The 13,560-nt window shown below is 55.8% G+C and carries 10 protein-coding genes; 9 read left to right on the top strand and 1 reads right to left on the bottom strand.

Features of this window, described 5'->3' with window-relative positions; genetic code table 11:
- Nucleotides 1-4: 4 nt before the first annotated feature.
- The 9 genes from ACAW75_RS11910 (at nt 5) to ACAW75_RS11870 (ending at nt 12,176) form a co-directional block, all read left to right on the top strand.
- On the top strand, nt 5-1,066 hold the full coding sequence (locus tag ACAW75_RS11910; protein WP_370728937.1) for an aldose 1-epimerase family protein: 1,062 nt from the start codon (nt 5-7) through the stop codon (nt 1,064-1,066).
- Nucleotides 1,067-1,198: 132 nt separating this feature from the next.
- Entirely contained in the window at nt 1,199-2,422 is a 1,224-nt protein-coding gene (locus tag ACAW75_RS11905; protein WP_370728936.1) for a class I mannose-6-phosphate isomerase, read from the top strand.
- Between the two features lie 74 nt (nt 2,423-2,496).
- Entirely contained in the window at nt 2,497-3,528 is a 1,032-nt protein-coding gene (locus ACAW75_RS11900) for a sugar phosphate isomerase/epimerase family protein (RefSeq protein ID WP_370728935.1), read from the top strand.
- A gap of 307 nt (nt 3,529-3,835) precedes the next feature.
- Nucleotides 3,836-4,990, top strand: a complete 1,155-nt coding sequence (locus ACAW75_RS11895) for a Gfo/Idh/MocA family protein (RefSeq protein WP_370728934.1) — start codon at nt 3,836-3,838, stop codon at nt 4,988-4,990.
- Between the two features lie 176 nt (nt 4,991-5,166).
- Nucleotides 5,167-6,069 (top strand): ThuA domain-containing protein, encoded by a 903-nt coding sequence (locus ACAW75_RS11890; RefSeq protein WP_370728933.1) that lies wholly within the window; start codon nt 5,167-5,169, stop codon nt 6,067-6,069.
- 4 nt (nt 6,070-6,073) lie between these two features.
- Nucleotides 6,074-9,250, top strand: a complete 3,177-nt coding sequence (locus tag ACAW75_RS11885; protein WP_370728970.1) for a PVC-type heme-binding CxxCH protein — start codon at nt 6,074-6,076, stop codon at nt 9,248-9,250.
- Nucleotides 9,251-9,376: 126 nt separating this feature from the next.
- A complete protein-coding gene (locus tag ACAW75_RS11880; protein ID WP_370728932.1) occupies nt 9,377-10,243 on the top strand; it encodes a sugar phosphate isomerase/epimerase family protein in 867 nt (288 codons plus the stop codon).
- A 151-nt stretch (nt 10,244-10,394) separates the two neighbouring features.
- Nucleotides 10,395-11,216 (top strand): sugar phosphate isomerase/epimerase family protein, encoded by an 822-nt coding sequence (locus ACAW75_RS11875; RefSeq protein ID WP_370728931.1) that lies wholly within the window; start codon nt 10,395-10,397, stop codon nt 11,214-11,216.
- 153 nt (nt 11,217-11,369) lie between these two features.
- Nucleotides 11,370-12,176 (top strand): alpha/beta fold hydrolase, encoded by an 807-nt coding sequence (locus tag ACAW75_RS11870; RefSeq protein ID WP_370728930.1) that lies wholly within the window; start codon nt 11,370-11,372, stop codon nt 12,174-12,176.
- A gap of 52 nt (nt 12,177-12,228) precedes the next feature.
- On the opposite strand, the gene ACAW75_RS11865 is transcribed toward ACAW75_RS11870, so the two are convergent.
- Entirely contained in the window at nt 12,229-13,509 is a 1,281-nt protein-coding gene (locus tag ACAW75_RS11865; RefSeq protein ID WP_370728929.1) for a hypothetical protein, read from the bottom strand.
- Nucleotides 13,510-13,560 lie beyond the last annotated feature (51 nt).

The following is a 13,560-nucleotide window of genomic DNA, read 5'->3' as shown; positions in this document are numbered from 1 at the left end:
CCCCTTGACACCGTACCCCTGGACAGATAAAATCAATAACCCGGCGCAGGTCGGGGGCATCGAAACGGCTATTCTTGACAACGGCGCTGGCCGGGGCGTTCGGGTGGCGTGGATCAACACCGGTTCGGGACTGCGCTTTAAAGTAGTCACCGACCGGGGCCTGGACATTGCCGATGCGTTCTATAACCAGCATAGCCTGGCCTGGCTCTGTCATTCGGGCATCACCGCGCCAGAGCCTTTCTCCGACAAAGGGCTCGACTGGCTCCGAACCTTTAATGGCGGGTTGTTAACCACCTGTGGGCTGGCGCATGTGGGCGGGCCAGAAACCGATGCGTACGGCGAGCGGGGCATTCACGGACACATCAGCAACGTACCTGCAGAGATCGAATCCATCATTCAGCCCGACCCGGTGATGGGTAAGCTGGAGATGAGCATTACCGGCCGAATGCGGGAAACAAAGATTTTTGGTCCCAGTCTTGAGTTGAAACGGACCATCTCGGCCACCCTCGGCGAACCGACTATCCGGATTCACGATGAGGTGGCCAACCGCGGCAACACACCCGCCCCGCACATGCTGCTGTACCACCTCAACTTCGGCTGGCCACTGGTCGACGAAGGCACGAAGCTCATCTGGCAGGGCGACTGGCAACCGCGTGAAGGTGGTATTCATGCCGGCATTTTCCGGCCAGGAAACGACGTCAAAACCTGCCCCGCGCCGCTGGAATCGCATCTGGGAACGGGCGAAGCCGTTGCGTTCATTGAGGCAACGCCGGATGCCTCGGGCTGGTGCACGGCCGGGCTACACAATGCTAAGCTTGGCTTGGCCGTATCGCTGCGGTTTCAGAAGGCACAGCTTCCGTGGCTGACCAACTGGCAACATTGGGGCAAAGGTGAATACGTCACGGGCATTGAACCGGGTACGCATCCGCCGATTGGCCAGGCAAAAGCACGGGAAAACCAGACGCTGATCATGTTGCAACCCGGCGAAACCCGACGGTATGATGTGGAGCTAACCGTATTGAGTAGTGCAGAACGGATCAATGACTTTGTGAAGCAAGGACAGTAGATGTAAGGCCGAAGCTCCAGCTTCGGTAGTATATGATCGACTACCGAAGCTGGAGCTTCGGCCTTACATGGCCAGCGCGACAGGCCCGGACAACCCAATCAATAACCTCTTCTTTTAAAAACGAAACCCTTTATGGAAGCAACAACAGCAGTAAGCGTCGCAGAAAAAGCGTTGGAACAGGGTAAAGGTATCCTGCGATTGGCCCCAACCTGGGTGCCCCGGTCATTCTGTGTGCCTGGCCGACGCATCAAACTACACCCGGACGATTATTACGTGCTGGGCGGCGAACGCGGCGGCATCGACGAACGCTGGCTGTCGTCGACCACACCGGCGAAAAATGGACCGCTGACCGGTGAACATGAAGGCCTGAGCGCCATTGTTTTTAAAGACGGTGACCAGGAGGTCCAATTCCTGCTCAAAGATGCCGTTGACGAGTTGAAAGGTAGCCTGATTGGCGACCGGCTCTGGGATCAGTATGGAAGCTGGCCCATGTACTCCAAATTTTTCGATAACATGGGGCCGCTGCCGCATCACCTGCACCACAACGACGAGCAGGCGGCGCACATTGGCCAACTGGGCAAACCCGAGGCCTATTATTTCCCGCCGCAACTGAATAATCACGGCGGTGATTTTCCCTACACCTTCATTGGTATTGCGCCGGGTACGTCGAAAGAGCAGATCAAGGAGTGCCTGATGAACTTCACAAAGGGTGATAACAAGATCACCAACTACTCGATGGCCTATCGCCTCGAACCCGGTACCGGTTGGGATGTACCGCCCGGACTGCTCCATGCGCCGGGAAGCCTGTGTACCTACGAGCCGCAGAAAGCATCCGACGTGTTTGCCATGTATCAGTCGCTGGTGAACGAGGCGATCATTCCCGAAGAACTGCTCTGGAATGGCACGCCGAAAGAGCGTATCGGCGACTACGACCAACTGATGGAGGCCATCGACTGGGACCTGAACGTTGACCCGCAGATGATGGCCAACCGGTTTATGGCACCGTTGCCCGTTCGGGACAAGGCCGAGATGGAAGCCGCTGGGTACGTCGAAAACTGGGTTTGCTACAAGTCTGACGCGTTCAGCGCGAAGGAGTTGACCGTCATGCCGGGCACCACCGTGACCATCAAAGACAGCGCCGCCTATGGCCTGATCGTGATGCAGGGACACGGCAAACTAGGCGTGTGGGACATTGAAACGCCTGCACTCATTCGCTACGGTCAGCTCACCAACGACGAGTTTTTCGTCAGTGAAAAAGCGGCCACGGAAGGTGTCACTATCGTAAACCCGTCCACTACCGACCCGATCGTGATCCTGAAGCACTTCGGCCCGGCTAATCCTGACCTAACGCTGTGATATCTTTTTGTCATCCCTTCTGACGTGGGGATGACAAAAAACGCCACAATTCATGTCCCAAACCTTAAGAAACAATGAACGAAAATAATTATCCTAAACTGCACAATGCCATGTGGCCCGGCGTGGTCGGCAAAGGCCCTGATTCGGAACCCGTCATTCCATTCGATACCATGCTGGCGTTGACCGCCGCTGCCGACGTGGATGGCGTGAAATTCGACGGCGTTGATCTGGCGCTGTTCGAACACATCGACGTTAATCTGGACGACGATGGCATTAAACGCCTGGCCGATAAAGTAACTGGCCATAACCTGAAAATCGGTTCGCTGGTGGCACCTATCTGGGGCGGTCCGGCGATGGGTAGCCAGGAGGAACGTACCCAGTTCGTGGAGATGGTTCGCAAATCCTGCCACATTGGGCAACGGCTGACCGAGCTTGGCGTGCGGCCCAGCGGCGTGGTCCGGATCGACTCGGCCAGTTCGCCCCACAGTTGGGATGCTGATCCGGCGGGCAATACCAAACTGATTGCCCAGACCTTCCGCGAAGCCTGCGACGTAGCCGCCGATTTTGGTGAGAAACTAGCCGCTGAAGGGGAGATCTGCTGGGGCGGTATGCATAGCTGGAAAACGATGCTCGAAACGCTCGAAGCCGTTGATCGGCCCAACATGGGTTTCCAGGCCGACATGGCGCATACGTTGCTGTATCTGCTCGGCTATAACCGTCCGCAAGACCGGATTCTTCCCGAAAACTTTGATTGGAGTGACCGGGCAGGGCTGTCTGAAGGCCTAAAAACCGTTTCTGACGCCCTTCGTCCCTGGACCATCGATTTCCACGTAGCCCAAAACGACGGCACCGTCTTCGGCTCAGGCTCGCACGACAAGACCGGCCGCCATTGCCAGGCCCTGGACCCCAACGGTAAGCTCGACGTAGCCAACGACGCGGGTTACTGGCTGCGCGACGAAAAGGGCCAGCTTACCAAAGCGTTCAAACACATCTGCTGGGATGGCTGCATGTTCCCCAACGCGGTGATGACCAGCCAGCAAACCTGGAACGATATTCTGGCCACGATGATCGAGGTACGTAAGAAACACGGCTGGTACGAGGCGTAATACCTGCGCTGTCATTCATTGTCATTTGTAGTAGAGCCATTAATGACAATGAATGACAGCGCAGCGTAAGGACGCTGGAAGCGAATGACAACAAATTGACCTTCTCCGCTGTCGCTTGCCTGTGGCGAGTGACCTGTATCGGTAGGGTCGCAACGGCGCACCGCTCCGGCCCGTTGGTTCAAGCTTTATCGATGTTAGGCAAGCATCCTCATCTGTGTCTCATCTGCCAGCGGGCCGGAGGCCCGCTGGATGGTCGTCACTCGCCACAGGCAAGCGACACCGCAGATTAAATCCATTCCAAACTACTATGACAACCAAAAAAGAACTGCGTATTGGCTTAATCGGAACTGGCCTCATGGGTCGGATCCATACAAACGGCTACTATCAGGTGGCTCATTTTTTTCCTGAACTCGACTACCGGCCGGTGCTGCAAGCCGTCTGTTCGCGGAATGAAGGAGGGGTAAGAGCCTTTGCTGAACAGTGGGGCTACAAGTCGTTCGAAACCGACTGGAAGGCCCTGATCGCCCGCGATGATATCGATGCCGTTGATATCTGCACGCCCAACGATACACACGCCGAAATCGCCATCGCGGCGGCAGAAGCGGGTAAGATGATCCTGTGCGAAAAACCCCTGGCCCGCACCTTAGCCGAAGCGCAGGGCATGGTCGATGCCATTAACAAGGCGAACGTACCCAACACCGTCTGGTACAACTACCGGCGTGTGCCGGCCGTCACGCTGGCGAAGCAAATCGTTGATTCGGGTAAACTGGGCAAGATTTTCCATTACCGGGCCAACTTCCTGCAAGACTGGACCATCAACGCCGATCTGCCGCAGGGTGGAACGGCCCTCTGGCGACTGGATGCCGCCGCCGCCGGATCGGGCGTGACGGGCGATCTGCTGGCGCACTGCATCGATACCGCCATGTGGCTCAACGGTGCCATTACGGATGTGTCGGCCATGACAAAAACTTTCGTGAAAGAGCGCATGCACCAACTGACCGGAAAGGTAGAACCCGTTGGGATCGACGATGCCTGCCTGTTCCACTGCCACTTCGACAATGGCTCGTTGGGACTCTTTGAGGCAACCCGTTACGCACGCGGCCACAAGGCGCTGTACACCTTTGAGATCAACGGCGAGCACGCGTCGATCCGCTGGGATCTGCACGATATGAACCGACTGGAATATTTCGACCATTCCGACGAATCGACCGTTCGGGGATGGCGTAACATTCACGTGTCTGACGGTGACCAGCCCTACATGAATCGCTGGTGGATTCCCGGCACGAGCATTGGCTACGAACATACCTTCCTGCATCAGGTAGCCGATTTCCTGAAGAGCCTCGAAACGGGTGAACCCTGCTCGCCCAATTTCCAGGACGCGCTCGAAACGCAAAAAGTATGTGAAGCCGTATTAGCCTCCGCCCAGTCGAAAAGCTGGCAGGAAACCGGCGTGACGGTATAAACTGTAGTACACTGCTTTTTTTATGGGTACGCGGATGATGATGGCACGCGGATTTTTGGATTAAAACTGATTCTTTAGGTCGAAGCAGAGCAAATCCATTATAATCCAACAATCCGCGTTAATCGGTTTAATCCCTTACATCCGCGTACCCATAAAATCCGCGTACCGAAAGATTTATGAAAACTAGTCGCCGCAAATTCATCCACCACACTGCCGGGTTGCTGGCGCTCACTCAATTGGGCCTGCCTGAAGCTATTGCTGGTCGGCTACAACCAACGGAGGCCAAAGCGGGTAAGCCGCTGGTCGTGTTCGTCACCGGCGACCATGAATACAGCGGTGAACTGACCCTGCCGCTGGTTGCCGCTGAGCTGGAAAAGAAGTACGGTATGCGCACGAAGGTACTGAAAGCGTACCCGGACTATAACGGCGAGAGAGATATCCCCGGCCTCGAGGCACTTAAAGATGCTGATCTGGCTGTTTTTTACCTCCGCTGGCGCCAACTGCCTCAGGAACAGCTCGATTATATCGACGCTTATTTGACGTCAGGGAAGCCGGTGATGGGTTTCCGCACCACCACCCACGCCTTCAACTTTCCGGCCGGTGATCCGCGCGAGCGCTGGAATAGTTTCGGCGAATTTGCGTTTGGTGCGCCGCCGGGCTGGGGTGGAAAAGCCCAGCATACGCACTACGGCCACAAAAGCACGACCGACGTTACCATTATTCCCGAAGCAGCCAACAATCCGATTTTAACGGGTGTTTCGCCAGCATTTCACGCCGCCTCCTGGCTATACCGCGTTCTGCCCGACTACCCGGCCAAAGGCGCAGTGCCGCTGTTGATGGGCAAGTCGGTGAATCCTGACAAAGCCGCGATAGATAATCCCGTGGCGTGGACGTGGCAGAATCAGTGGGGCGGGAAAGCGTTCCTGACTACGCTGGGTCATCCGGAAGACTTTCAGGTCGAGGCGTTTCAGCGGTTGGTGATCAACGCCGTTCACTGGGCGTTGGGCAAGCCTGTTCCCCAGCGCTGGAAAGGAAAAATCGACATCAATGTGCCGTATGGCCATCCTAAAAAAGCCTGATCCGATGTGCCCGCTTTCTCCCCTAAATACCCGCCTTAGCCTACTGGTCATTGCAACTGGACTGGTTATCATTGGCTTCAGCGCATTCCAGTTTAATCAGCCCGATGTGCTGAAGGTAGAAAAAGGCAGCCATATCATGCTGCTGGGTAATAACCTGGGTTCCCGGATGATGAACTACGGGTATTTCGAAACCGAACTCCAGGTACGTTACCCCGACAACCAACTGTACATCCGTAACATGTGCGACGGGGGGGATACACCCGGATTCCGGCCGCATTCGAGCCGAAACACGCCCTGGGCGTTTCCCGGCGCCGAAAAATTCCAGACAGAACTGGCTAATAAATCGGAAAGCGAAGGGCATATGGAGTACCCCGACCAGTGGCTCACCCGTCTGAAAGCCGATATCATTGTGGCGTTCTTTGGCTACAATGAATCCTTTCAGGGAAAGGCAGGACTGGCCAACTACAAAGCCGAACTGGATGCGTTTGTCAAGTGGACGCTGAAACAGAAGTACAACGGTACCACAGCGCCGCAACTGGCCCTCGTTTCGCCGATTGCGTTTGAAGACCTGTCGGGTACGTATGATTTGCCCAATGGTAAAGTCGAAAACGAGAACCTGACGATGTACACCAACGCGATGCGGGAAGTGGCTGATCAGAACACTGTTTTGTTCGTTGATGCGTTTGCCCCCTCGAAAGCCTGGTACGCTGCCAGTAAAGACCCTTTAACGATCGACGGGTCGCAACTCAACGACGAAGGCTACAAAAAACTGGGCGTTCTGTTGGCCGATCAGCTTTTCGGCAAAACGAAAGCGAAAGCCGAAACCAACCGGAAACTAGTGCGCGACGCCGTACTGGAGAAGAACTGGATGTGGCACAACGATTACAAAATTCCGAACGGCGTGCATGTTTACGGTCGTCGGTATAACCCGTTCGGACCAGACAATTACCCCGCTGAAATCGAGAAGATCCGGCAGATGACCGCCATTCGCGATACGGCCGTCTGGCTGGCGGCATTGAAAGGGGAGAAGATGGATATTGCCGCCGCCGACCAGCGAACGAAGGTGCTGCCAGCGGTGAAAACCAATTTCAACCCGGAGAAAAATGGAAGTCTGACGTACCTGTATGGGCAGGAAGCGCTGAGTAAACTCAAAGTGCCTGCGGGCTACAAGATCGAGCTGTTTGCGTCGGAAGAAGAGTTTCCTGATCTGGCCAAGCCAATGCAGATGTCGTTCGATGGCAAAGGTCGGCTATGGGTGGCGGTAATGCCCAGTTACCCGCACTACAAACCCGGCGACGCCAAGCCGAACGACAAGATCCTGATTTTTGAAGATACCAACGGCGACGGGAAAGCCGACAAGGAAACCGTTTTTGCCGATGGCCTGCACCTGCCGCTCGGTTTCGAGATCGCGAAAGAAGGCGTGTACGTCTCGCAGGGCACCAACCTGAAAATATTCATGGATACCAACGGCGACGATAAGGCTGATAAAAGCGAGATTCTGCTGAGTGGGTTCGATGATCACGACACGCACCACAACAGCCATGCCTTCACCGTCGACCCGTCGGGGGCGATCTACTCGGGCGAAGGTGTTTTCCTGCATACCAACGTCGAAACGTCATACGGTCCCGTTCGGGCCACCAACGGCGGTTTCTATCGCTACGCGCCTCAACTGCACAAGCTGGAACGCACGGCTCAATTGTCGATTCCGAACCCCTGGGGCGTTGCGTTTGACGATTGGGGCCAGCCATTTTTTGCCGAAACGTCGAGCCCCGACGTTCGCTGGATGATGCCCGGAACGGTGTTGCCCCGCTACGGAGAAGCCACGCACAAGTCGGTACAGCTGATTGAAAAAGACCACATGGTGCGCCCCACGTCAGGGCTGGAATTCGTGTCGAGCCGCCATTTTCCAGATGAGCTTCAGGGCGATTTCCTGATCAACAACACCATTGGTTTTCTGGGGATGAAAGAGCATACGCTTAATGACGATGGCACCGGCTATAAGAGCAAGCATCGGCAGGACCTGGTCGTGAGCGAAGATCGCAACTTCCGGCCCGTCGATATGGAGTTTGCGCCCGATGGTTCGCTCTATCTCATCGACTGGCACAATATCCTGATTGGTCATATGCAGCACAACGCCCGCGACCCCCTGCGCGACCATTCGCATGGCCGTATCTACCGGATAACGTACCCGTCGCGCCCGCTGGTGACGCCCGCCAAAATTGATGGAGCCAGCATTGAGCAACTGCTGGATAACCTGAAACTGCCCGAATACCGCACCCGTTACCGCACCCGCCGTGAACTCCGCGGCCGTGATGCGTCGCAGGTGCTGGCCAAGCTGACTACCTGGGTGGCTGGTTTGGACAAAAAAGATCCGCGCTACGAACATCACCTGCTGGAGGGCCTGTGGGTAAGCTGGGGCATGAACAAGGTCGATCAGAAGTTGCTCCGGCAGGTTCTGAAAGCGACCGATTACCATGCCCGCGCGGCGGCTGTTCAGGTGGTTCGTTACACCGGCCATCAGGTGCCCGACCAGGCCGCGTTGCTGATGCAGGCCGCCCGCGACGAAAACAGCCGGGTACGTCTCGACGCCATCGTGGCCGCCTCCTGGATCGGTAAAGAAAAGGGCCTGCCTATTCTGGCCGAAGCCGCCAAAAAGCCCCTCGATGACTGGATGGTTCACGCCTACGATGCCGCCGTGGCACACCTGAAAGGCGAAAATGTGAAGAAAGAGAAGGAAGTGGCTGTGAAGTCGACGCTGAAAGGCGAGGAGCTGGCGCTCTTCAATCTGGGCAAAACGATCTATGCCAAAGAAGGCTACTGCACCACCTGCCACCAGCCCGACGGCAAAGGGCTGGCCGCGTCGGGTTTCCCGCCGCTGACGGGCACCAACTGGGTGTCGGGCAATCAGGAGCGACTGATCAAAATTGCTCTGAACGGACTGATGGGCCCTATCGAAGTAGTAGGCAAAACGTATCCGGGTCAGGTGCCTATGACACCGTTTGGTGGGTTACTGAAAGACAACGAAATCGCCGCCGTGTTAACCTATGTGCGAAATTCGTTTGGGAATAATGCCTCGGCCATCACCCCCGATCAGGTGAAGAAAGTACGGGCCGCCACGGCCAGCAAGGTTGATTTTTATTCACCCGATCAATTGCTCAAGGCTCATCCAATGGAAAAGTGATGAGCTCTGTAGCACCGAAACGGTCCGCCGCCGCGGCTCCAGCTTCGGTCGTGTGATTCACTTAGAACTGACTACCGAAGCTCCAGCCGCAGCGGCGGACCGTTTCGGTGCTACATTTTAACTCTTATGCCTTCATTAACAACATGCCCGATTGGCTTCAACGTACTGGCCTGGACCGCCGTGATGTCGGAGCAGCTAAACCCGATTACTGAGCGGTTGAAAACCATTGGCTACGACGGTATCGAATGTTTCATTGATAATGGCGATGTGGCTGCATACCGCCGGTTCGGTGAGCATCTGAATCAGCTTGGTCTGCAAAGCACCTGTGTTACGGTAGCTGGTCCCGACACGAACCCGGCCAGTGATTCGCCCGCCATTCGGGCTCAGGCGGTTGATTTCTTAAAGGGTGCCATTGATCGGGCGCAAGCTATGAACGCGACGGTCATCTGCGGCCCTATTCACTCGGCCTTTGCCACGTTCAGCCGACGTGAGCCACAACCCGACGAATACGCGTACAGCGCCGAGGTACTTCATACCGTAGGCGATTATGCCGAACAGGCTGGTATCGTTCTGGCGGTGGAGGCGCTGAACCGGTTCGAGTGTTACCTCTGCAACACGATGGGGCAGCTAACGTACCTGATCGAAAAAGCCGACCATCCAAATGTGCGGGCTATGTTCGATACCCACCACGCCAACATCGAAGAAAAACGGTTTCCTAACGCTATCAGAACCGTTGCGCCAGTGCTGGCCCACGTACACATCAGCGAAAACGACCGGGGTACTCCCGGCGATGGACATATCCCCTGGAACGATACGTTTAAGACGCTGGCCGAAGTGGGCTTCAACCGATGGATGACCATCGAAGCGTTCACCCGCAACGATATCGACTTCGCCAATTCGATCAATGTCTGGCGCGAGTATAACGACCCCTGGGACATTGCCGAAAACGGCCTGACATTCATCAAAACCATGCAGGCGAAGTATGCTAGTTAAACACAGAGCGGTCCGTCGCTACGGAACAGAGGTTACACAGAGCAAACAGAGTTAACTCTACTCTGTGTATTAAACTCTGTTTGCTCTGTGTAACCTCTGTTCCGTGGCGACGGACCGCTCTGTGTTTAGTAAGTGTTTAGTAACTACAACTATGAACATACCCTTCCGATTTGGCGCCGAGGCCTATACCTGGTTCATGAACAATAACGGTCAGACCCACGCCAACCGGCAGGGACACATGATCGACATTACGGCCCAGGCTGGTTTCGCCGGGATCGAACCGATCTTTAACTGGATGGGCGACCTGCCCGATGCTGATAGTCTGGGCAGAAAACTGGCGGAAAAAGGCGTTGAACTGGCCGCTATTGCCCTTGCGCTCGACTGGAACGAAGCCGACGAGACCGAACAGGAACGCCGCGAAGCCGACCGGGCCATTGACCTGCTGACCTACTTTCCGGGGGCTATTCTCTGCACCGTCCAGAAACCAACCGGTCGGCACGACATTGAACAGCGCCGCCGGAATCTGGTCAATATCGTGAATCAGGTATCGCGGCGGGCGGTTGACCGGGGTGTACCCTGTAGCTTTCATCCGAATTCGCCGCATACATCGATTACGCGGACCGAAGAAGATTATCGGGTCATCCTGGAGTCGCTCGACCAATCGGTGACGGGCTGGACACCCGATGTGGGTCACCTCATCAATGGGGACATGGACCCGCTGACGAAGATGAAAGAGTATGCTTCGCTGATCAACCTGGTGCATTTCAAAGACTGGAATGGCGAGCCTGAATTCGCCCTGCTTGGCAACGGAAAAGTCGATTTCGTTGGTATCACGCGCTGGCTTATCGAGCAGCAATACAGCGGCTGGATCATCTGCGAAGATGAAGGCCCCGAAGCCATGAACGACCCCGACGGCGTGACGCTCCACGATGGCCGCTGGGTGTACGAAACGCTGCTTCCTTCGGTGAGATAGAGTTAGTACCCGTGTGTTGCTTCGCGAACCGGCCTAGTCGAAGGGCCCGCAAGCGAAGCAGAAAACACAACAAACAACCAAATCCACCTATGCCCTCCGTTGTCGCTCGCTTGTAGCGAGTGACAACGAAGCAAAAAACAACCAAATCCACCTATGCCTTTCGTTTGCACCAACGGGATTAATCTATATTACGAAGAGCGCGGGGCAGGCGAGCCGTTGCTGCTCATTATGGGCATAACGGCCCCCGGATCGGTATGGGAAAAACACGCTGCTGATTGGCAACACCATTTCCGCTGCATCCTGGGGGATAACCGGGGCGTGGGGCAATCTGATAAACCCGTTGGCCCCTACAGTACCGAACAAATGGCCGACGACTACGCCGGTCTGATCGATGCGCTTGGCCTGACAAACGTACGGGTCGTTGGCGTCTCGATGGGCAGCACCATTGCGCAGCAATTGGCCTTGCGCCATCCCGATAAAGTAAAATCACTGGTGCTCATGTGCCCATGGGCGCGCTGTGACCGAACCGCCGAAGCCATTTTCCGGCATATGGCCACCATCAAGGCTCGCCTTCGCCCCGAGGAGTTTGCGAACTATATCCAGTTGCTGATTTATTCGAAAAGAAGTTGGGATGACGATGCCATCCATGCCGACTTACTGGCGGGTCGGCAGGCGGCAGCCATGGATGCGAATCCACAACCGTTGCATGGGCTGGAAGGCCAGGCCGAAGCCTGTATCGCGCACAATACCCTGGCCGATCTGGGCAAGATGAGCCAACCCTGTCTGGTCATCGGCGGTCGAAGCGACATGTTCACACCCGTCTGGATGGCTGAAGAGGTAGCTGGGGCCATTCCAACTAGCGAGCTTCACCTGTACGACGAAGCTGGCCACGCGTTTCACTGGGAATGCATCGACGACTTCAACCCGCGTGTGCGGGAGTGGCTCCTGGCGAATGCGTGATTGGCGTTGAGTGTTGCTTCGCGCTATGTGCCCCTCAGCGCGAAGCGAACTCCTACGCATCCCGCTGCTTACGGGCCGTTTCATTCAGCATGCGGTATGACATGATACCGAGCACAAGCAGTACAATGAGTATCGCTGCCCAAACGGCCACTCGTTGATAATCAGTCTGGTTAGCCTGATCATCAGTTGATGCGGATAAGCTCCTGCCAGCCCAGTCTGTCAACTTGCTCACAGAAGCAATGGGCAACGTACCTGACAACTGATTTTTGAAAAAGGCCAGATCGTAAACCGGTACTGCCGCAGTCATGCTGCCAAACTGAAGCTGGTACGTCGAGTCGGCCGCTAAATTGGCGGTCAGGTACGTTGTTAGCTGTGCCGCATCGATTCGGCTGATCTCAAGTGGCGCGTCGTCATTATTGGCGATCCTGAGGCAAAGTTTATCCGTCAGCAAACCCGGTAATGTCATCGTCGTGTCGCCGGTTGAACTGAGTGTAAAATCGAACAGCGGGCCAAACGATTGCCTGAGTAGTGGGCGCTGACGGCGTTTGCGCGTGACCGTTTCGGCGAAAGTATAGCCCAACGCAGCTTGTCGCCGAAACTGCGCCGGGCTGCTGACATGAATTGTGAGGCGGTCGATGCGGGCAGGAGAGGGGCGATTGAGCGTCAAATACGTAAAATGATCGCTGCTATCGCACTGGGCCAATTGAATACCCGCAATTGGCGTATACTGGGCCGACGCGTTTGTTTGACCGTAGTTACCAATGCGCCGAATGTTGAGCGGAGCCGACGTCGAATCGTTAACGACCAGCCGGAAATAGGTGTAATCGCTGAGGGGAAACGTGATCGTTTGCAGCGTAGCCGTTGTCGTCGAATTGTTGCTGTGACCGAGCCGTATGCCGTCGTCGAGCGCGTACCAGCCTTTTCCATCGCTGCTACCGCTCAGGGTCGCTTTCTTTTCTACCTCCGTATTTTGACTCTCGATGCCAAGCGAGGTAATCGGTTGGCTGGATGGTCGCTTTACCACAACGGTTGTACTGACGTTGGGTACGTTGGTTTTCTGAACGATGTCGTAGGCGACAAAAGTCGTGGCTTCAACGCCAGTCTGACGAGTCAACACATAGGGTATTTCGCGTTTTTGACCGTCATACAACCGAATATCACCCAGTCCTTCGTGAAGCCGACCGATTAAATCGGGCGGCAGCTCGATGCGATGATAGCCTGACTTCGCAACTGGTTGAACGGTCGCTCTGTAGAGAAATGATTGTTGTGCAGCCGTGCAGGCAGGGAGGAGGCACAGAAATAAGAGCTTGAGAAAGTGAGTATACACGTGCATGGTGAGGAGAAGCCCTGTAGCGCCGCAGCGGCGGACCGTTTCGGCGCTACA

The organism is Fibrella arboris (assembly GCF_041321095.1).
In the GTDB taxonomy this organism is placed as follows: Bacteria; Bacteroidota; Bacteroidia; order Cytophagales; family Spirosomataceae; genus Fibrella; species Fibrella arboris.
Note: the sequence above shows the minus strand (reverse complement) of the source record. Positions and strands in the feature narration are given on the sequence as shown.

Excerpts from the sequence above, each read along its gene's own strand:
- ACAW75_RS11870 (WP_370728930.1), top strand. The coding sequence starts at position 11,370 with ATGCCTTTCGTTTGCACCAACGGGATTAATCTATATTACGAAGAGCGC.
- ACAW75_RS11900 (WP_370728935.1), top strand. The coding sequence starts at position 2,497 with ATGAACGAAAATAATTATCCTAAACTGCACAATGCCATGTGGCCCGGC.
- ACAW75_RS11890 (WP_370728933.1), top strand. The coding sequence starts at position 5,167 with ATGAAAACTAGTCGCCGCAAATTCATCCACCACACTGCCGGGTTGCTG.
- ACAW75_RS11880 (WP_370728932.1), top strand. The coding sequence starts at position 9,377 with ATGCCTTCATTAACAACATGCCCGATTGGCTTCAACGTACTGGCCTGG.
- ACAW75_RS11865 (WP_370728929.1), bottom strand. The coding sequence starts at position 13,509 with ATGCACGTGTATACTCACTTTCTCAAGCTCTTATTTCTGTGCCTCCTC.
- ACAW75_RS11905 (WP_370728936.1), top strand. The coding sequence starts at position 1,199 with ATGGAAGCAACAACAGCAGTAAGCGTCGCAGAAAAAGCGTTGGAACAG.
- ACAW75_RS11875 (WP_370728931.1), top strand. The coding sequence starts at position 10,395 with ATGAACATACCCTTCCGATTTGGCGCCGAGGCCTATACCTGGTTCATG.
- ACAW75_RS11895 (WP_370728934.1), top strand. The coding sequence starts at position 3,836 with ATGACAACCAAAAAAGAACTGCGTATTGGCTTAATCGGAACTGGCCTC.
- ACAW75_RS11885 (WP_370728970.1), top strand. The coding sequence starts at position 6,074 with ATGTGCCCGCTTTCTCCCCTAAATACCCGCCTTAGCCTACTGGTCATT.